At 62.1% G+C, this 19005-nt stretch carries 18 protein-coding genes and 1 tRNA gene; 11 read left to right on the top strand and 8 right to left on the bottom strand.

Annotated elements, in window-relative coordinates:
- The first annotated feature begins 96 nt into the window (after positions 1–96).
- Both QU44_RS12570 and QU44_RS12565 read left to right on the top strand, forming a co-directional pair.
- On the top strand, positions 97–1458 hold the full coding sequence (locus QU44_RS12570) for an oligosaccharide flippase family protein (protein WP_156141150.1): 1362 nt from the start codon (positions 97–99) through the stop codon (positions 1456–1458).
- Complete coding sequence (locus QU44_RS12565; protein WP_052134797.1) at positions 1455–2411, top strand: glycosyltransferase family 2 protein; 957 nt, start codon at positions 1455–1457, stop codon at positions 2409–2411. Before QU44_RS12570 ends, QU44_RS12565 begins: the two co-directional genes overlap by 4 nt.
- 260 nt (positions 2412–2671) lie before the next feature.
- On the opposite strand, the gene QU44_RS12560 is transcribed toward QU44_RS12565, so the two are convergent.
- Positions 2672–6385, bottom strand: coding sequence for a TonB-dependent receptor (locus QU44_RS12560; RefSeq protein ID WP_081988027.1), 3714 nt, complete (start codon positions 6383–6385; stop codon positions 2672–2674).
- A 527-nt stretch (positions 6386–6912) separates the two neighbouring features.
- A tRNA-Leu gene (locus QU44_RS12555) sits at positions 6913–6998 on the bottom strand.
- A 130-nt stretch (positions 6999–7128) separates the two neighbouring features.
- Between QU44_RS12555 and QU44_RS12550 the strand changes: the two genes are divergently transcribed.
- Positions 7129–8517 (top strand): MATE family efflux transporter, encoded by a 1389-nt coding sequence (locus QU44_RS12550; protein WP_052134794.1) that lies wholly within the window; start codon positions 7129–7131, stop codon positions 8515–8517.
- On the opposite strand, the gene QU44_RS12545 is transcribed toward QU44_RS12550, so the two are convergent.
- Positions 8489–9238, bottom strand: a complete 750-nt coding sequence (locus QU44_RS12545; protein WP_033922620.1) for an MJ0042-type zinc finger domain-containing protein — start codon at positions 9236–9238, stop codon at positions 8489–8491. The genes QU44_RS12550 and QU44_RS12545 overlap by 29 nt on opposite strands.
- Before the next feature lie 191 nt (positions 9239–9429).
- Here QU44_RS12545 and ftsE point away from each other — a divergent pair, with 191 nt between their 5' ends.
- The 5 genes from ftsE to QU44_RS12520 all read left to right on the top strand — a co-directional run bounded on the left by ftsE (position 9430) and on the right by QU44_RS12520 (position 12639).
- Positions 9430–10140 (top strand): cell division ATP-binding protein FtsE, encoded by a 711-nt coding sequence (gene ftsE, locus QU44_RS12540; protein ID WP_033922633.1) that lies wholly within the window; start codon positions 9430–9432, stop codon positions 10138–10140.
- Positions 10137–11015, top strand: a complete 879-nt coding sequence (locus QU44_RS12535; RefSeq protein WP_033922619.1) for a cell division protein FtsX — start codon at positions 10137–10139, stop codon at positions 11013–11015. Before ftsE ends, QU44_RS12535 begins: the two co-directional genes overlap by 4 nt.
- Complete coding sequence (locus QU44_RS12530) at positions 11012–11548, top strand: YdcF family protein (RefSeq protein ID WP_033922618.1); 537 nt, start codon at positions 11012–11014, stop codon at positions 11546–11548. Before QU44_RS12535 ends, QU44_RS12530 begins: the two co-directional genes overlap by 4 nt.
- Positions 11545–12249 (top strand): lysophospholipid acyltransferase family protein, encoded by a 705-nt coding sequence (locus QU44_RS12525; RefSeq protein WP_197054312.1) that lies wholly within the window; start codon positions 11545–11547, stop codon positions 12247–12249. The genes QU44_RS12530 and QU44_RS12525 overlap by 4 nt, the downstream gene beginning before the upstream one ends.
- 93 nt (positions 12250–12342) lie before the next feature.
- Positions 12343–12639 (top strand): hypothetical protein, encoded by a 297-nt coding sequence (locus QU44_RS12520; protein WP_197054311.1) that lies wholly within the window; start codon positions 12343–12345, stop codon positions 12637–12639.
- Positions 12640–13077: 438 nt separating this feature from the next.
- On the opposite strand, the gene QU44_RS12515 is transcribed toward QU44_RS12520, so the two are convergent.
- Together QU44_RS12515 and hisC are read right to left on the bottom strand one after the other, a co-directional pair.
- Positions 13078–13986 (bottom strand): prephenate/arogenate dehydrogenase family protein, encoded by a 909-nt coding sequence (locus QU44_RS12515; RefSeq protein WP_033922616.1) that lies wholly within the window; start codon positions 13984–13986, stop codon positions 13078–13080.
- The gene (hisC, locus tag QU44_RS12510; protein ID WP_033922615.1) at positions 13986–15080 is read right to left on the bottom strand and encodes a histidinol-phosphate transaminase; all 1095 of its coding nucleotides are present in this window, start codon (positions 15078–15080) and stop codon (positions 13986–13988) included. The genes QU44_RS12515 and hisC overlap by 1 nt, the downstream gene beginning before the upstream one ends.
- A 90-nt stretch (positions 15081–15170) precedes the next feature.
- Here hisC and metX point away from each other — a divergent pair, with 90 nt between their 5' ends.
- Together metX and metW are read left to right on the top strand one after the other, a co-directional pair.
- The gene (gene metX / locus QU44_RS12505) at positions 15171–16298 is read left to right on the top strand and encodes a homoserine O-acetyltransferase MetX (RefSeq protein ID WP_033922614.1); all 1128 of its coding nucleotides are present in this window, start codon (positions 15171–15173) and stop codon (positions 16296–16298) included.
- Positions 16295–16897 (top strand): methionine biosynthesis protein MetW, encoded by a 603-nt coding sequence (gene metW / locus QU44_RS12500; RefSeq protein ID WP_033922613.1) that lies wholly within the window; start codon positions 16295–16297, stop codon positions 16895–16897. Before metX ends, metW begins: the two co-directional genes overlap by 4 nt.
- A 320-nt stretch (positions 16898–17217) precedes the next feature.
- Here the strand turns inward: metW and QU44_RS12495 are convergent, their stop codons facing one another.
- Complete coding sequence (locus QU44_RS12495) at positions 17218–17592, bottom strand: hypothetical protein (RefSeq protein ID WP_033922612.1); 375 nt, start codon at positions 17590–17592, stop codon at positions 17218–17220.
- Positions 17593–17720: 128 nt separating this feature from the next.
- Here QU44_RS12495 and QU44_RS12490 point away from each other — a divergent pair, with 128 nt between their 5' ends.
- Positions 17721–17963 carry a helix-turn-helix domain-containing protein gene (locus QU44_RS12490; RefSeq protein ID WP_033922611.1) on the top strand — a complete coding sequence of 81 codons (243 nt, stop codon included), beginning with the start codon at positions 17721–17723 and terminating at the stop codon, positions 17961–17963.
- Here QU44_RS12490 and QU44_RS12485 read toward each other — a convergent pair.
- Both QU44_RS12485 and QU44_RS18895 read right to left on the bottom strand, forming a co-directional pair.
- Positions 17958–18542: a hypothetical protein gene (locus QU44_RS12485; RefSeq protein WP_033922610.1), complete on the bottom strand. Its 585-nt coding sequence runs from the start codon at positions 18540–18542 to the stop codon at positions 17958–17960. The genes QU44_RS12490 and QU44_RS12485 overlap by 6 nt on opposite strands.
- Positions 18543–18838: 296 nt before the next feature.
- Positions 18839–18997, bottom strand: coding sequence for a helix-turn-helix domain-containing protein (locus QU44_RS18895; protein WP_081988026.1), 159 nt, complete (start codon positions 18995–18997; stop codon positions 18839–18841).
- Positions 18998–19005: the final 8 nt, after the last annotated feature.

Raw genomic sequence — 19005 nt, 5'->3', positions numbered from 1 at the left:
TTTTCCCGGTCCGAGTTTAACGCGGGCATCGAAACTGCCTTACCGATGTTGGACCGCATGCCGTCAATCGTCGTGGCAAATTAGGGTACGACGATCGTGGCAGTTGAAACACCTGAGCATGACAAGCGCCCCAAGCGCTCGTTCGGCCTTGAAGCACTCATGGTGGCGTTCAGCCGGATCATCACGCGATCGGCGACATTCCTTACCGGCATCGTGATTGCCCGCGTGCTTGGCGTCGAAGGGCGAGGGCTCGTGGCCGCGCTCACGGTGCCGACCTCACTCTCCACCAGCCTTGCCGAAATGGGCGTGCGTGAATCGTCGGCCTATCATCTGGGGCGCAAGATATTCGCGCCGCAGGATGTCGCCGGCACGTTGATCGCAGCGCTTCCCTTCGCCGCCGCGCTGTCGATCATCCTGTCGCTCACCTATTTCCACATCACCGGCGTTGCTGAAGGCGACTGGTTGACCCGCCTGTTGGCGGTCGCGGTTATCCCCTTCACGCTGGGCATCGCCTATGTCGGGGGCATTCTGCTCGGTACCGGCAACATCGCGTTGTTCTCGCGCGCCAATTGGGTGCCTGCAGTCATCAGCTTGACGGTCGTGTGCGTCGTCACCTGGGGCCTTGGCGGCGGCGTTCGCGGGGCGTTGCTGGGCACCGCGCTGGGGGCGTGTTTCGGCCTGTCCTTTGCAATCTACATCCTGCAACGCGAAGTGCCGATCAGGCTTAGGCTGAACTTCGGCATTCTGCGGAGCATTCAAAAGCTTGGTCTCACCTATGCGGCCGCGTCGTTTGCGCTCCTGCTCAATTTCAAGATCATGATCCTGCTGCTGAGCTATCTCCAATCGATCGCCGACGTCGGGCTGTACGCCACCGCCGCTGCTATTGCCGAAATATTGTTCGAAGTGCCGATGATGGTGTCGAGCCTGCTCTTTTCCCGATCGGCCAACGCATCGCGCCGCGAGGAAATGTCTAAGAAGATACTCGTATTCGCCAGGCTGGCATTTCTCTTGGTGTCGGCGATCGCCATTGGCGTCGGGACCATATCCTATTGGCTGTTTCCATTCGTCTACGGCCCTCAATTCGCCCCCAGCGCCGCCATCTGCGCCACGTTGTTGCCGGGCGTCGTAGCCTTCGTCGTCTATCGTATCCTGCTCACCGACCTTCATGGTCGGGGCCTGGCGCGCTATTCATTGGCAGTGATTGTCCCGACGCTGTTGGTAAACATCATCCTTGGCTACATAATGATTACCAATTATGGCCCAATCGGCGCTGCAATTGCGTCCACTACTACATATATATTGGCAACGATTGCCTACATTATTATGTATTCACGCATTACCGGGTTTACCTTTGGTGAAATGTTGACGTTTCGCTCGTCAGATTTCACCCTACTTTTTAATGCCATCCCTACAAAGATGAGGAATATTATAACCTCAAGGTTAAGGTCGGACAAATGATATCGGAAAATACCGAAGAATATCTACCGATGGTTTCGATTATTACGGTGTTTTACAACAGGGCAGGTTTGGTACGCAGCTCAGTTGGATCGCTGCTACAACAAACCTATGCCAATTTGGAAATCATTGTAGTCGATGATGGTTCGACCGATGCCACTTTAGCCGAACTCAAACAGCTTGATGATCCAAGGCTGCGGGTGCTGACCAAAAGCAATTCTGGTTTCACCAACTCGATGATATGGGCGATCGCTCAGGCCAAGGGGTCTATCATCGCCGTTCATGGCGCGGGCGACATCTCTTACGCGAACCGAATCCAACGCCAGGTCGACGCGCTGCTGGCCGACGAAAAGGTTGGCGTGGTTGGATCGCTGGTGCTCAATCCCATTATCGGCACCGATAAGACCAAGATTGTCGGCGCAAAAAATGGCCTGAACTTCCGCCAGACCCTGCTTCGGGATAATATCTTCACGCATGGCGAAGTGGCCTTTCGCAAATCGGCCTATGACCAGGCGGGTGGCTATCGGTCATTTTTCCGCTTCTCACAGGACTTGGATCTGTGGCTGCGCATGTCAGCGCATTGCGACTATCATACGGTTCAGGAAATATTGTACGAACGGTTTGAAATCGCCGGAAGCGTCTCCGCGTCGCCCGACAAAGCCGCGATTCAACAACGATATAGTGAATTGGGTCGGCAATCCGCCGAAAGCATCGATCGTGGTGGTCAAGACCTCTACGATCAATTCGGCGATCAGGCGCTGCTTCGCATGCGGAAAAGTCGGCGGCTGTCATCCAAACTCACCCGACTGGCGCAGCGCCGCGTTGCCCGATCACGCGATTTCCATGGCGCAGCGATGCTCGCAAAGCACGCACTCACCGAACGCAGCAGCCCGATCAATATCGGGTCGTTCCTGCTCTGTAAGGGCCTCAGCCTGGTGTCCCCGCCCGGCCGCTAGTGGATTGATTTTGACATTCGCATCCCGCCTGCGGCACGCTCTCGCTGCGAATGTCAAAATCATAAAATCCACTAGAACCACATAATTGCTAGTGGTCCTGGAGATTCTGACATTTGCTCCTGACTGAGCCGAAGGGGGTAGCAAATGTCAGAATCGGACCACTAGCGAGCGACGCCGGGCCGCGGCCTTCCCGATCCGCTCCCGGCCACCATGCCCCGGCAACGCTTTGGATGATCGGAAGGCCGCGCAGCGACAGGCGGTTACCGCCGGGTGCCGCCCTGCCCCAGCAACAGACGGCCGCCGAGCAGGAACCGGCGTCCGCCATACGCCATCTGGGTGAGCCGGGGCGTGTCATCGGCGAAAGTCTGGTACTCGCCGGTCGACAGGGTCTGCGCTTCGCCGGTCATGTTGCGCCCTTCGGCATAGACCTGCAGCGCCCTGGTGATGTTGTACGACACCTTCACGTCGATGAACTGGGTCGCATCCTTGAACAATGGCAGGCCGGGATTGTAGCCGGGACCAACCAGGCGAACATTGGTCCAGTTGACGCCGGGATAGTTGATGTCACCCGTATTGCCACCGCATGGCGTGATGCAGCGGAAAATTTCGCTCCGCTTCTGATAGGCAATGCGGACATTGAGCTTGCCGTCATCATACCAGATCGACGAGTTGATGAAGTACCGCGATTCATTGAGCGGCGGCATGATATCGCCGGTCGACGGATCCTGGGTTCCTGTATTGGTGGATGACGAAAGCAAGGAGACGTTCGCATCCGCACCCGTATAGCGCAGGAACCAGGGCAGAAACGTAAACGCCGACTTTGCCGAGAACTCCCAAATGTCCCGCTGGTATCCTGGGCCGTTTTCAAACGTGGGATAGTTGAAATCCAGCTCGGAAATCGGCTGGCCGGTCAGCGGGTCGATCTGGTCGCTGCCACTGAACGGGCGACCGGTGCGCGTGACGCCAATTCCGCCGCCCATTTTCACGTCCAGCTTCCCATAGGTGGCTGACAGCACCGTGTCGGCGTTGGGATACCATTCCAGGCTGTAATTCTGGTTCCATGCCGTGAACGGGGCGAGCGCGGGGTTGCCGATCCGGCCAGGGCAGCCAAAGGGATCGTCGCCATCGCCGTCCAGATCGAGTATGACACGCTCGTCAATGTTGCAATTTCCTGCCGCCAACAGCTGATTAGGGGTCGGTCGCGCAACGGTCTTGCCGACATAAGCACGAAACACCAGCGAACGATCGAACGCCCACAGATTGATGTTGCCGCTGGGCAGCCAATCCCATGTCGTGGCTTTTGCGGTGGTGTTCTGTGCAAACGACTGGCTGGTGATGCCCGCTGCCACATTGGGGTTAAGCGGATCGAACGAGGCCGTGGTGCGGATGACGTTGAGCGTCAGCAGACCCGACCCCGAAACATTGGCATAGATCCCGCGCAAGCCGACATTGCCATCAACCTCAAGCCCAAAGGGCAGCCGCTGCGCGAAATCGAACATGCCATACAGGTTGACGATCGTTTCGTCGGTGCGGGTTACCGGCTGATCATAGGTCTGGCCATCGCTGCCGACGCACTGCTTCAAACAGTCGAAATTGGCGAACTGTCCCGCTCCCACTGCTTGGAACAGGCGATCGGTCAAAATGCCGTTCCAGGACGACGGCAGGTTGCCGCGATTTGGCAAGCTGCCGAAATATTGCGAGTCGGGCCGTTCGATTGTGTTGGAAAACAGATCGAGCAATTGCTGCGGCGTCAACGTATCGACGCCCGAACGGATGTTGGACGGATTGGTGGATGGAACGAAGCCGTAATTGCACGACAGCCCACCGGCAGCCTGCGATCCTGGCGTTGGCTGACATGCGCGCAACTGGCCGGTGACATTGGCCGTCGGCACAACCACCGGGGCAACATAGCCCGGTTGACCAAAGGTTCCCACCGCGCCTTGCGGCGTGTATCCGCCGCCACCCCAGAAATCGATGGTGTTGTTGCGATACATCGCGCCGTATTTGACGCGGGTGATGAACGGCATCACCTCGTCGGTGCGATAGGTCACATCGAGCTTGCCGATCCGCTCCTGGGATTCGCTAAGCGTAGGTCGGAAGGTCAGCCCGAAATTGGGCGTGGTAAGCGGCATCTGCCCGACGGTATAGGCCGGGGTCGCGGGGGCATTAGCCGAGGCTACCACCGCCGCCTGTCCCAGACAGGTCGGCGCGGTCCCTGCGCCGATGCAGCGCGGGGCGGTCAACTGCACGAAATTGGCCGGATTGCTGTCATCATAATTTGCGGGAAGTTGAATATCCCACAAACCGTTCGATTGCAGCTCTAGCGTTGCGTCGCCATAGCTGTAGGATCGGGCTGTCCGAAAGTCCGTCCGGCTGCTGCTCGTCGTGGTAAGCCCGATCATCGCATCGATGTCGACCAGAGCGCCACGGAACTCGGCACCCGTCTGATAGTAGTTGGTTTTTACGTCGATTGTATTTTCGATCTGATCGATGTTTACCGCATTATTGGTGAGCGTCATCTTGGTGACGTTGTGCTTGTCATCTACCGTGACGCTGCCCGGCACGACGTTCAGCACATTGCCCAATGTCGCATTATTGGCGACGTTCGACAGTCCGTATTGCTGGTCGAATACTGCAAATCCAGGCAATGCGTTCGGCGAAAGCGAACGGACGCGCGGATACCCGGTAGCGGTGTCGACAAACGACCCGATCGGGTTCTGCAAGAACAGCGATAACGGGCTGCGGGTGCGGAACTGGTCATCCACCTTTCGATTGGCGACCGTTCCCTTTGTATACACCAGGAATTCATCGGTAACCCGGAAATCCAGCCGCGCGTCAAAGGCATAGCGCTTGTCGCGCTGGGTCTTCATGATGTTGCGGACCAGGCTGGGGGTATAGTCATTCCACTGGTTGAGGCAGCTTTGCTGCTCCAGAATACGCTGCGAACGCTGTAGGTTGGTCCCGGCTGGGTTGTGCGGGAACAGCGCGATACAGTCGGCCTTGGACTGCGCGCCCGCCGATTTGGTGACCAGGCTGCGCGGTGTTTCCAGGCTGTTGGCAAACACGATGTCGGTCAGGTCGCCGCTCAGTGTGGCCGGATTGAAGGTAAATGTCTTTTCGGGCGACTGATCGAAGTCGAACAGGCGCGAATAGCCGCGATTGGAGCTGGTGGTGTTTTCCGCCGTGTGCCCGATATTTTGAATATCGGTATAAGAACCGCTGACAATCACGCCGATACGATTGTCAAAGAACTTGCCGGCCGCCACGCCCGACACGTCGGGGGTCCAGGTCTTGCCGATCGAATTCATCTGCGCGCCGCTGCGCAGGGTAAAATACGGCTTGGCGAAATCCAGGCCCGACCGCGTCTTGATCTGCACGCCGCCGCCCAACGACCCTTCGGTCATGTCGGCGGTCGAACCCTTGACCACGTCGACGCTCTTGATCAGTTCGGCGGGCAGTTCGCGAAGATCGGCACCGCGGCTGGCACCCAGCCCGCTCGACCCCTGCACACCGATCCCGTCGAGTTCGACGCGGGTAAGGTCGGGGCCGTTGCCGCGAATCGCGACGCTTGCACCTTCGCCGAAATCGTTGCGGTCGAGCGCGACGCCCGGCAGGCGCGAAATAGCTTCGTTGACGTTGCGATCGGGGAAGGAGCCGATGTCGTCGGCGACCAGCGAATCGGTTGCGGTCTTTGCGTTCTTCTTGCGCTGGTTGGCGCTTTGCTGACTGGCGCGCGAACCGGTGACGATGATTTCGGCAATCTGCTTTTCGTCGGAAGTGTCGCGTGTCTGCGGCAGGAATTCGGGTAGCGACTCCGGCAGCGAGGCGGGCAACCACTCCAGCGCCGCTTCGGGCGTTGCTTCGGGCACCGGCTCCTTGTCGTTCGGTGCCGCCGCCGCCAGCCCGATGAAGCTGGTCGACAATAAAAGCGACAGCGTAAATCCCGGCAAAGCGCCGCCGTGACGAAAAACCATCATCCCCCCCTTTGACTTCGAGCCGATTATTCCGACCGCCGGCTACCGAATGCCTTTTAGACTTATGCGGAAGCGCCGACGGTCATGGATTAGTCATATCAATATCGGCGTGTCAATAGTCGAAATGTCATTCCACATTGTGGGAGTTTTATGCTGCAAAGCGGTAGAGTTATGTATCGGGCATGAACGCACCGCAGCGCGGGCGGAGCGTTACCGGCTAATTCCAAGGCGTTTCTCGTAAATCCGAGCAACAGCGGCCCACTGCCGAAGGGGCTTAGCGCTGGTGGCGAACTGCCGGGTAAAGGGCGGCGATCTGGCATCTGCGACAGGCTTTTCGTTGATCAGTGCGCGTGGCTGCGGCGCACTCGCCATGCGCGGTGCGTGTGATTCACAAGCCGCCTGACAGCCGAATGCTGTCGCACTCGCGCAGATCGACCAAACCGCATCCACACCAAGCCAATGCCCTTTGGCCAATGCGCGGCATCGCTGTGCCGCCCCAGCGGGTCATCCTCATAGTGCTGAAAAAGTGGTGCGGTCGAGAAGACTCGAACTTCCACGGGCTTTCGCCCACAACGACCTCAACGTTGCGCGTCTACCATTCCGCCACGACCGCACGTGCATACCACCGGTGCGTCGCACCTGCAGTTGGTAGGCGCAGGCCCCTAGCAGCGCCGGACGGACTGCGCAACATGCTATCGTGCGACCTATCGCCGGCGCCGCGCAGCCTTTAGGGAGGCGCGACCATGTCCGCCCCCTCCCCCATCTTTCCGCCTGCCGAATTCGGGGCCACCGCATCGCGTTCAGTGATGGCCGAAAGCCGGCGACTGCTGGCGCTGGCGTGGCCGGTGATGCTCACCAGCCTCAACTGGACGATCCTGCACGTCACCGATGTCATCGTCGTCGGGCTGACGGGAACGCAGGAAGTGGCGGCGCTGGGTGCGAGTCGCGCGCTTACCTATATCGGTATCGTCGTCGTGCTCGGCTGGCTGTCGGGGGTGCTGGTGTTCGTCTCACGCGCCGATGGCGCGGGCGACCTGCCCGAAACCGGACGGGTGCTGCACGAGGGGCTGGTGCTGGGTCTGATATTGGGCCTTGCAAGCGGCAGCATCCTGTTTGCCTTTGCACATCCGTTGCTGCTGCTGGTGGGGGTCGAACCCGGCATCGCCCCTGCCGGCGCGCGCGTGGTGCAGGTGATGGCGCTTGCCTATCCGTTCCAATTGCTCAGCATCGCCGCCAGCTTCTTCCTTGAAGGCGTCAGCCGTCCGCGCCGGGTGATGGTGGTGCAACTCTCGGTGCTGCCGCTCAACGCCCTCCTCGCCTGGGCCTGGTCGGGTGGGCATTTGGGGTTTCCAGCCTGGGGCGCGGTGGGCGCGGCGGCGGCTACCGCGACCGCATCGGGCTTTGGCGCGGTGGCGATGCTTTATGCCGCCTGGACGCTGCCGCGCGCGCACGAACGCGGGGTGCGGCGGCTGCGCGACTGGCGACCCGACGGGCTGATCCGGCTGCTTCGCTTCGGGCTGGTGCCAGCGATCGCCTCGGGGCTCGAACTTGCTGGGTTTTCGATCCTGATCGCCCTGTCGACGCAATTGGGCGAGGCGAGCGCACATGCGTTCCAGATCGTGTTCTCGGTCCACAACATCAGCTTTGGCGTCGCGCTGGGGCTGGGTTCGGCGGCAGGGGTGCGCGTCGGCAATGCGATTGGCGAGGGCCAGCCCGAACAGGCCGCCTGGCGCGCCGGGCTGGCGGCGGGGCTGGCGGCGCTCGCCACCGGGGCGATGGCGCTGGGCATCCTGATCGCCGCGCCTGCGATCGTCGGGGCGTTTCCAGCGATCCACGCGGTCGAGGCGATCGGCGTCGTCATGCTGATCGCCTGGGCACCCTTCATCCTGTTCGATGGGGTGCAGGTGGTGTTCGTCTATGCGCTGCGGTCCATGGGCGATCAGGTCGCGGCGGGGCTGAACGGCATTGCCAGCTTCTTCGTCGTCACCGGCGGGCTTGGCTGGTGGCTGGTCCACACCGGCTGGGGGCCGCTTGGGCTGGTCTATGCGTCAGGGATCGGCATGGTCGCCGCCGCGCTGCTTAACGGCGCGCGGCTATGGTGGGTCAGCGCGCGCTCTCGCCCGCAAAGCTGAGTTCGAGCCGCTTGGAATTGGCGGGCACGTCGAGCTTGCCGCTGCTGAACGCCAATCCGCTGTTGGGTGCAAGCGTGCGAAGCTCGGGCGTGATCGTCCAGCTATAGACGATCCGATCCTGCGGATCGCGCAGCTCGGCGCGGATGTCGGGCACCCGTTGTGCAGCGTTGCTGGGGTTGTTCACCCGGCCCGACACCACGAACAATTCATTGCCGCTAGACAGATAGCGCCGCTCGATCGAGCGATCGACAAAGCGAAGCGGCGTTTCGGCGGCACCGATCGGCAGCCCCAGTTGCGCGGCGATCCCCGGCGCGCCCGAATAGACGATCGCACCGATGCCCAGCAGCATCGAACAGCCCGCAACCACCGCAGCGGCGGTCCAGCGGCGGGCGGGGTTGCGGCGCGGCTGGAACGGTGGCTTGTGTGCAAAGGCATCGAAATGCGGCTTGTCGATATCGGGATCGACATAGGAATAGATCGGCGCTGGCGTCGCCGGGGCAGCAGCTACCGGCGCGACCGGCTCCGGCTGCGGCGCGGCGGCGGGGGCAGGATCGACCGGCACCTCGGCAACCGGCGCTGGCTTGGGGGCCAGGTTCATCACCGTCGGCGGCTGGAACCAGCTATGCTTGCACTTGGCGCATCGCACCGTCCGCCCGTCGCCGCCGATCGAGCTGTCGGGGACCAGATAGCGAGTGCGGCATTGCGTGCATTCAAGGATCATGTTGCGGGCGTCTTCGGACAAGCAAACGACCGGATTGGCCTGAAACGAATCTAAACATGCAAATGGGTTCGCTGGCAAGAGTCTTGGGACCACCCATCGCCGGCGCATCGCTGCCACCGGCTTGAGCGCATATCGCGGACGTGCGATGGCATTTGCCGGGTGCAACCAAGGACAGGCCGCCGCCGGCACGAATGGCCAATATCGTACAGTTTGAAAATGTCGGCCTGCGCTACGGCACCGGACCCGAAACGCTGTCCGACCTGTCGTTCACGTTGCGGGCGGGCGCATTTTATTTCATGACCGGCACCTCGGGCGCGGGCAAGACCTCGCTGCTCAAGCTGCTGTATCTCGCACAACGGCCCAGCCGCGGCGTGATCCGCCTGTTCGGTGAGGATGCGGTGACGTTGCCGCGCAGCCGCTTGCCGGGGTTTCGCCGGCGGATCGGCGTGGTGTTTCAGGATTTCCGGCTGGTGCCGCACCTCTCGGCGTTCGACAATATCGCGCTCCCCTTGCGCGTCGCGGGGATGCCCGAGGACGAGATTGACGAGCCGGTGCGCGAGATGCTCGCCTGGGTAGGCTTGAAGGACCGCACAAACGCACGCCCGCCAACGCTGTCGGGCGGCGAACAACAGCGGATCGCCATCGCGCGCGCGGTAATCACCCGGCCTGAAATCCTGGTCGCCGACGAGCCTACCGGCAATGTCGATCCCGACATGGCCGAACGGCTGCTACATTTGTTCGACAGCCTGAACCGGCTGGGCACTACCGTGGTCGTGGCGACGCATGACCTGCACCTGCTCAGCCGGATTCCCGACGCACAGATGATGCGGATCGAAGGGGGTCGGCTGCTCGACCCCACTGGCTCGCTGCGTAATCCGCATGGGGCCGAGGCGGCGGCGTGATCGCAGCGCGCGCACCCGATCGCCGGCTGCTCGACGATGGCCGCGCCACCCGCGCGATGCGCTGGATCATGGCGATCATGCTGTTCCTGACCGTCCTCGCCGCCGCGCTGGGCCTGGCCACCTGGGCCGCGACCCGCGCGCTCGACAGCGATCTTGCCGGCCGGCTGACGGTGCAGATCGTCGAGGGCGACGCCGCCGTCCGCGACCGCAGCGTCGCCGCGATCATCGCAGCGCTACGCCCCCGGCCCGAGGTACGCGCCGCCGCCGAAGTCGATCGCGCCCGGCTGGCGCAATTGCTCGAACCCTGGCTGGGGGAGGCCGGGCTTGATGCCGACCTGCCGATGCCCGCGATGATCGACGTCGACCTGACCACCCCCGCCGCCGCCGCCGCGATCGAGCGGCTGGTACGCGGCATCGCACCCCAGGCGCGGATCGACGCGCATGCGCAGTGGCTAGCCCCGGTGCGCGGTTTCATCGCCACGCTGGCGCTGCTGGCGGGTGGGCTGGTGGTGCTGGTGGCCAGCGCCACCACCTTGGTCGTGCTGCTGGCGGCACGATCGGGGCTGGACACGCACCGCGACACGATCGAAGTGCTGCACATGCTCGGCTCCACCGATGTCCAGGTTGCGCGACTGTTCCAGCGCCGAATCGCGATCGACACGCTGCTGGGCGGCGCGGTCGGCACGCTGCTGGCGGTGGCGTTCCTGATCTTCATCGGCAGCCAGATCGACCGGCTGGGGGCCGAAATCGTCGGCGGCGTCACGCTTCGCCCCGCCGATTGGGCGATCCTGGCGATGATGCCGCTCGGCTTTACGCTGATGGCGACCATCGCCGCGCGGATGACGGTGCTCGGCGCGCTGGGGCGGCGGCTGTGATCCTGCGCGCCGCATCCTTTCTGGCGCTTGCCTATGCGCTGGGCTTCGTCGTGTTCATGCTCGGCCTCGGCCAGCCGCTCGACGACCGGCGCACCGACGCGATCGTCGTGCCGACCGGCGGCGCGGGAAGGATCGACCGCGGCCTCGCACTGATGGAGGACAAGCGCGCCGATCGCATGCTGATTTCGGGCGTCGACCCCAGCGTCCGCCCGATCGAACTCGCGATCGCCTATCGCGCGCGCCCCGCGCTGTTCGCCTGCTGCATCGACCTTGGCCAGGACGCGATCGACACCCGATCGAACGGCGACGAAACCGCCAATTGGGTCCGCAAACATGGCTATAAAAGCGTCCGGCTGGTCACCGCCGACTGGCACATGGCGCGCGCGCGGCTCGAACTCGACAATGCGCTGGGCGGTGAGGTCGACGTCGTCGGCGACCCGGTACGCACCAATGCGCGCTTCACCACCTTGTTCGATGAATATAACAAGCTGCTGATCCGCCGGGTCGCGCTTTGGATAGGGTTTGCCGGATGATTGCCAGGCTGCGCGCGCTCGCGTTCGAAATTCTGTTTTACGCAGGCTCGGCGGTGCTGGTGCCCTTTGCCTGCGCTACCGCACTGGTGGGGGGGGCAACGATGCGGCGCGGCGTGCTGCTATGGTTCCAATGGCACCGGCTGGTGTCGCGCTATGTGCTCGGCATCGAAACCCGCATCACCGGCGCAGCCCGCCCCGAAGGCCCGGCATTTTACGTCGCCAAGCACCAGTCGTTTTACGAAACCTTCGAACTCACCCGCATTCTCGGCGCGCCCGTGGTGGTGATGAAGCGCGAACTGGGCGACATCCCCTTTTGGGGCTGGGTGGCCAAACGCTATGGCGCGATCATGGTCGATCGCGATGCCTCGTCCCAGGCCCTGCGCGAAATGATGCGCCAGGCCCAGGCCGCGCGCGCAGCGGGCCGCCCGGTGCTGCTGTTCCCCGAGGGAACCCGCGTCGATCCCGGCGAGACCCCAGCGCTCAAATCAGGCTTTGCCGGCCTGTACCGCGCCCTGGGCCTGCCCGCCGTGCCGATCGCGCTCGAAACCGCCAGGGTCTGGCCGCGAAAGGGCATGAAGCACGCAGGGGTAGTAGAGTTCCGCTTCGCCGAACCGCTACCCCCGGGCATGAAGCGCGAGGCGATCGAAGCGGCGGCACATGCGGGGATCAACGCGATCGAGACTGAGCGGTTGGTGGGGTGAAGCGGTGGTCGGGATGGCGGGTTGCACCCCATTGCAGGCACGCACCACCGGGGGTATTCTGATCGCATGGGCCCAATCGAAACGATCTTGATGGTGGCATTTATGCTGCCTTTGCTCTTGGCGATCTCATGGTCCCGCGAAGCGTTGCGCCTGGTTGAACCCCAAACCCGGTTCGGTTTTGGAATTGCTGCATTTTTCAGCTCGCTAGCCGCCTTCTACGCTACAATGAAATTACTCCCCAAACCGGCTGAAATCGAGAGCGATCTACTACTCCAGACGCTTCTGATGGGTGGAATGTCTATATTTTCTGGTGGATTGGTCTTGTCGGCAGCGCTAATTTGCAGCGCAGCCTGGCAATCCTTCAAGCGATGGAAATTTTTTCGAAGCTAGGTCGGCTAGCTGAAACGCCAGCTATTCCCTGGATAGCATCCATTTTAAGAAGATCACCAAAATGGTCTTCTGCGCGATGGCTGTCTGCCTTCCCGATAGCGATTCGGCATCGTTCCACCTCATCCGTCCACCAGCCCGGCCGCGTCGCCCCAAACCCCACCCCGCTGTCCTACAAGCCCCCACCTTGATACGACCGCCCCATGCACACGCTCGCCGCATCCGCCTCCAGCATCGCGTTCCGCCACGCGGGGAGGGGCAATCCAGGGGGTACGTAGTGTAGCTTTTGTAGCTTTCCGAGCATCCGGGGCCGCCGCGACTCGCCGAATCCGGTTCCGCCGAAGCATCGCTCGGCGAAGGGAAACCGGCGGCGCGCAAATGAAGGACGGTGCTTTGACGATGGCAGCACGGACGCGAAACGGCAAAGGCGCAAAGGCCGCCCTATTCGTGCGAACGCCCGAAATCGGGGGCGGCGTCGTCCTGGCCTTCTTCTACGATCGAGCGGCGGACGGCGCGGGTGCGCTCGAACAGGTCGAACAATTCATCGCCTTTGCCCCATCGGATCGCGCGCTGCAGCGCCGACAGGTCTTCGGAAAAACGCTGGAGCATGTCGAGCACCGCCTCGCGGTTCGACAGGAACACGTCGCGCCACATCGTCGGATCGGACGCCGCGATCCGGGTAAAGTCGCGGAACCCCCCCGCCGAATATTTGATCACCTCCGACCGGGTGACTTCCTCCAGGTCCGATGCGGTGCCGACGATGGTATAGGCGATCAGATGCGGCAAATGGCTGGTCACCGCCAGCACGCGATCATGATGGTCGGGGGCCATCGTCTCGATCTGCGCGCCCAGATTGCGCCAGAAGGTCGCCACCCGCTCGATCGCGACTGGATCGGTGCCCTCCGGCGGGGTGAGAATGCACCAGCGATGGTTGAACAAGGTGGCAAAGCCAGCCTCGGGGCCGCTCTGCTCGGTGCCCGCCACCGGGTGCGCCGGGACGATCGTCGTGCCCGGCAGCGCCGCCTGCAACGCCTCGACCACGCTTGCCTTGCACGATCCGACATCGGTGACGATCGCGTCGGCGGGCAGATCGGCAGCAAGCTGCGCGGCGACCGCGCCCATCGCGCCGACGGGGACGCACAGCACCACCAGGTCGGCGTCGATCACCGCCGCGCCGGGCGTGTCGGTCACATCGTCGCACAGGTCGATCGCGCGTGCGGTTTCGCGCACCTGCGCGCTGGCGTCATAGCCGGTCACCCGCACGGTGGGCATCCGCGCCCGCACCGCGCGCGCGACCGATGATCCGATCAGCCCCAGGCCGACCACGGTGACCCGCGCGAACGGCAGCATCAGCCCGCGACGATCTCACGCAGCGCCGCCGCGACGCCCTGTGTTTCCTGCGCGGTGCCGATCGAGATTCGCAGCGCGTTGGGCAGCCCCTGCCCCGGCAGCCAGCGCACGATATATCCGCGATCCATCAGCCCGTGATAGGCTTGCTCGGCGGTCACCCTGCCTTCGAACAGCACCAGCACGAAATTGGCTTTCGAGGGCACCGCGCGCAGCCCGGCATTGCCCAATTTCTCGATCTCGCCCGCGAACCATGCCCGCCACTCAGCATTATGCGCGCGGCTGGCATCGACGAAATCGGTCGCCGCCAGCGCAGCGATCGCCGCCGCCTGGCCCGCCGTGGTCACGTTGAACGGCGCGCGGATCCGGTGCATCGCGTCGATGATCTCGGGCGCGGCATAGCCCCAGCCGATGCGTTCTGCGGCAAGGCCGAAAATCTTGCTGAAGGTGCGGGTGACCAGCACGTTGGCCTTGGTCTTCGCGAGCTCGAGGCCGTGATCGTCGTCATTAGCGTCGATATATTCGGCATAGGCCTGGTCGATCACCAGCAGCACCCATTTGGGCAAGCCTGCATGCAGCCGCGCGATTTCCTCGCGGGCGATGAAGGTGCCGGTGGGGTTGTTCGGATTGGCGACGAACACGATTCGCGTCTTGTCGGTGACTGCGGCCAGGATCGAATCGACGTCGGTGGCATAGTCCCGATCGGGGGCGATCACCGGGGTCGCGCCGACCCGCCGCGTCGCGATTTCGTAAACGGCAAAACCATAGCGAACGAAGATCACTTCATCGCCCGGCCCGGCAAAGGCACCCGCCGCCAGATGGAGCACTTCGTCCGATCCGGTGCCATAAATGACGCGCGCGGGGTCAAGGTCGCACGACGCAGCGATCGCCTCGCGCAGCTCGGCAGCGCCGGCGTCGGGATAACGCTCCAGGCTGCCATGCGCGGCATCGAACGCGGCGCGCGCTTGCGGGGCGGTGCCCAGCGGGTTTTCGTTCGACGACAGCTTGGCGACGACGCGGCCGTCATCGGTCTTGGATCGGCCCGGCACATAGGGGGCGATGTCCATGATCCAGGGCTTGGGGATAGGTGCGGTCATGCGATTTGCGATGGCCCACAGGCGCGCGAATGGCAAGCTGCCCCTCGCGCCGGCTTGATCGCACGCCCCCCCGCGCCTACCGGGCACGGCATGGATTCGAGCACCGATCAACGTTTTGGCCTCAACCGCCGCGTCACGCTGGCGGGGCCGCTCAAGCTCGACGGCGGCGGTCTGCTGTCGCCGGTCGACATCGGCTATGAAACCTATGGCACGCTCGCCCCCGATGCCGGCAACGCGATCCTGATCTGCCACGCGCTCACCGGCGACCAGCATGTCGCCGCCAGCCATCCCGTCACCGGCAAGCCCGGCTGGTGGACTCGCATGGTCGGCCCAGGCAAGCCGATCGACCCGGCGCGGCATTTCATCGTCTGCGCCAATGTGCTGGGCAGTTGCATGGGATCATCGGGGCCAGCAACGATCAACTCCGCGACGGACAAGCCCTGGGGCATGAGCTTCCCGGTCATCACCATCCGCGACATGGTGCGCGCGCAGGCGATGCTGCTCGATCACCTCGGGGTCGGGCGGCTGCAGGCGGTGGTCGGCGGATCGATGGGCGGCATGCAGGTGCTGTCCTGGGCGGCGACCTATCCCGATCGGGTCGAAGCGGCGGTGGTGCTGGCCTCGACCGCGCGGCATTCGGCGCAGAACATCGCCTTTCACGAAGTTGGGCGACAGGCGATCATGGCCGATCCGGCTTGGCGCGGCGGCGATTATTACAGCGCGACCCCGCCTGCTGCCGGCCTCGCGGTCGCACGGATGGCGGCGCACATCACCTATCTGTCCGAAGCCGGGCTGACCGAGAAATTCGGCCGGCGGTTGCAGGCGCGCGAGGCGAAGTCGTTCGGCTTCGACGCCGATTTCCAGGTCGAAAGCTATCTGCGCCATCAGGGCCTCACCTTCAGCGACCGCTTCGACGCCAACGCCTATCTCTACATCACCCGCGCGCTCGATTATTTCGACTTGGCCGAGGAACATGGCGGCGTGCTCGCCAACGCCTTTCGCGACAGCAAGGCGCGGTTCTGCGTGGTCAGCTTCGACACCGACTGGCTGTATCCCACGCGCGACAGCCGCGCGATCGTTCATGCGCTGAATGCCGCGGGCGCGCGCGCGAGCTTCGTCGAATTGTCGTCGCCGTTCGGGCATGACGCCTTCCTGCTCGAAAGCCCTGAGCTGAACCGCGTGATCGACGGTTTTCTGCGGGCGGGGGACCGACATTGAGTGACCTTCGCTCCGATCTCGCGGTCATCGCGCGCAATGTCGCCCCCGCCACGCGGGTGCTCGATGTCGGCTGCGGCGACGGCGCGCTGATGGCGGCGCTGCGCGATACCGCCGGCGTTGATGCGCGCGGGCTTGAGCTGGACCCGGCCAACGTCGCCGCCGCGATGGAGCGCGGATTGTCGGTGGTCCAGGGTGATGCCGATGTCGACCTGGCCGATTATCCCGACAACAGCTTCGACTATGCGATCCTTAGCCAGACGCTGCAAACGACGCGGCATCCCGATCGCGTGCTGGATCACTTGCTGCGGATCGGCGGGCGGGCGTTCGTGTCGTTCCCCAATTTCGCGCATTGGCGGGTGCGCGCGTCATTGCTGTGGGGCGGGCGGATGCCGGTAACCGAGCTGCTGCCGGTCGCGTGGTACGCGACGCCCAACATCCATCACGTCACGATCGACGATTTCCGATCCTTCGTGCGCGAACGCGACATCGCGGTGGAGGGTAGCTGGTTCCTGTCGAAAGGCAGCCCGACCAGTGCCAGTGCGGCAAACTTCCGCGCCGAACACGCGGTGTTCCTGCTGCGGCGGGGGTGCTTGTGCTGAGAGCCAGCGGGAGTATTGATAATGGTGCGCCTACAGGACTCACAAACAAGCTTTATCTGTTTGCTATATTGTCATATTTTTTCTGACTGATTTTAACTGGCCCCCAATGTGGCCCCCGTGTGCGAAAGTTTCTTTCTAACTTTGCGGCGGGAGTGGTGTTTTTTACGTGGCGATTCGCGAATGGCGCGCAAGCATTGCTTGTTAGCCAACATGGCGCGGACCCGCCGGTGAAATGCCCGTGGCCGGGGGGGGTAGCCTTCGATAAAATTACATAAACACCTGCGCTATTGAACGCGCGAGAGAGATGCCGTTTTTTTCGTCTAGTCGGAATTCTTCACCTCATTCCGGGCGATGCGGTGGCGCTGGTGCCAGGCGTCTAGCACGTAGGCAGCAGGCGGTTCGCCGTTGGATAACCGGCGTTGCCGGGATGCTCGGGCAAATCGGTCGGGGCTGGCGTCCTCCCGACCCTCGATTCGATCGTCGTGATTGACCATCCAAAACCAAATCCCAAACCCGGTAAGAAGCAATATCGCGGCCCACCATCCGCCCATTTCTGGAGAAAGCAGCAGCCAAGCCCCGACAACGAGCGCGATGCAAAAACCGGCCGATAGCGCCAGGACAATATACCGAAACGCAACCATGACCACCGCCAGCACAGCTACGGCAAGCAAAATTCCACCGGCGATTTCCAGCATTTTGGTCTTCCAGTCACATCAATGTGGAAATCCCAGCGATCTCCGCAGCACAGAAAAATACGCCAAACTATTAACGAGGGGATTAATACGCCGTGGATCGATAGTCACCATGGTCGTGACAAAGGCGGGTGGACCCGTATCTCGACATTCTAGGAAAACGAATTCGCGCAAAGCGGCGAGCGTTGGGCATGTCGCAGGAAGGGTTTGCCCATGAGGCCGGATTGGATCGGAGCTACGTGGGCCGGATCGAACGCGGCGAGCACAATCTGACCTTCGCGGCGTTGGTCAAATTGTGCCGCGCGATGAAATGCGACGTGGCCACCATAACGGGCGGAATTCCGTTGATTACCACAGAGGCGTCAGCGTTATAAATCGTATTGCCTCGGTCGGTGATAAACGGTCGGGTCTTGGTCATATTTGCCGGACTCGGTGTGCCACCACCCTCGCATGGATTTCTCGTCCTTCGCACTGGCGAAGGCCCGAGCCAATTGCTCTGACATCAAATTGATTTGAAAATCGGTCTTGCACGTAAACAGCATAAGCCGACCGGCGACGTAGTAGTAGCTGACATCGTGGTCGGGAATAATCTCCTGAATGCTCCTGATAAATTCATCCAACGATAAAGGATGTTTCTCAATGGCGCCGATGAGAGCCGCAAATCTCATATTCAGTTCCAAATCCTCAACGGGAAATTCGACTTCTTCAAAATGAGATGCAATCACGCGCCGATCACGCGGCGTCAGGTTGGTAATCTTTTCCAGTTTTCCGGGATATCGATACGTCAAGGCAATTGAACGTGCAGACATTCTACCGCTTTTGATGTCGTAAATTACCTGACGCCAATATTTTTCAGTCTTCTCTGCTTCCAGTTTTAGTATTCCCTCATTTCTCATAAGTCGGAGCTTCTTTAGGCTAATCCCGAAGCGGTCATTACACTCATAAATATCCATGTGATCCTCGCATTTCCTAGGAAAGGATCGTCCTGAACACCCCAACGTGTGTGCGCGAATAGGCATCTGCCTGCTTGACAGTGCGAGCAGCCGGTCACCCTTTGGGATTTGATCGACGAAAGAATGCGGACTGACGAGGGTAATCGCCCCGTCGCACGCCCCCAAATTTTCTCGGCCAGGTCGATTGGAAAAATCGAATATTTGCTAATCTATCGGTGCGGCGTGGCTTTCAGATGCTTTGAATGCCACCCGCGCCCGGATAGATGCCTTGCGAATATTCTGACGCGAAAAAGCGCCTACCCTTCCTCGATAAGCTTCCTTAGGGACGCAGCCTTGACCAAGCGACGCCGACCAAGCTGAATGGTTTCGATCTTTCCATCATTTATAAGACGGTAGAGGTGGGTGCGCCCAACCCCAAGTGTGCGAGCGGCGTCATTAACAGGCTGCTGAAAAATCCCACGGT

It is taken from the genome of Sphingomonas sp. 37zxx, assembly GCF_000786205.1.
GTDB lineage: Bacteria > Pseudomonadota > Alphaproteobacteria > Sphingomonadales > Sphingomonadaceae > Sphingomonas.
This window is presented reverse-complemented; position numbering and strand designations above follow the sequence as displayed.

Excerpts from the sequence above, each read along its gene's own strand:
- QU44_RS12495 (WP_033922612.1), bottom strand. The coding sequence starts at position 17,592 with ATGCTGGAAATCGCCGGTGGAATTTTGCTTGCCGTAGCTGTGCTGGCG.
- QU44_RS12485 (WP_033922610.1), bottom strand. The coding sequence starts at position 18,542 with ATGGATATTTATGAGTGTAATGACCGCTTCGGGATTAGCCTAAAGAAG.
- QU44_RS12525 (WP_197054312.1), top strand. The coding sequence starts at position 11,545 with ATGATTGCCAGGCTGCGCGCGCTCGCGTTCGAAATTCTGTTTTACGCA.
- QU44_RS12560 (WP_081988027.1), bottom strand. The coding sequence starts at position 6,385 with ATGGTTTTTCGTCACGGCGGCGCTTTGCCGGGATTTACGCTGTCGCTT.
- metX (WP_033922614.1), top strand. The coding sequence starts at position 15,171 with ATGGATTCGAGCACCGATCAACGTTTTGGCCTCAACCGCCGCGTCACG.
- QU44_RS12565 (WP_052134797.1), top strand. The coding sequence starts at position 1,455 with ATGATATCGGAAAATACCGAAGAATATCTACCGATGGTTTCGATTATT.
- hisC (WP_033922615.1), bottom strand. The coding sequence starts at position 15,080 with ATGACCGCACCTATCCCCAAGCCCTGGATCATGGACATCGCCCCCTAT.
- QU44_RS12515 (WP_033922616.1), bottom strand. The coding sequence starts at position 13,986 with ATGCTGCCGTTCGCGCGGGTCACCGTGGTCGGCCTGGGGCTGATCGGA.
- ftsE (WP_033922633.1), top strand. The coding sequence starts at position 9,430 with ATGGCCAATATCGTACAGTTTGAAAATGTCGGCCTGCGCTACGGCACC.
- QU44_RS12545 (WP_033922620.1), bottom strand. The coding sequence starts at position 9,238 with ATGATCCTTGAATGCACGCAATGCCGCACTCGCTATCTGGTCCCCGAC.
- QU44_RS12550 (WP_052134794.1), top strand. The coding sequence starts at position 7,129 with ATGTCCGCCCCCTCCCCCATCTTTCCGCCTGCCGAATTCGGGGCCACC.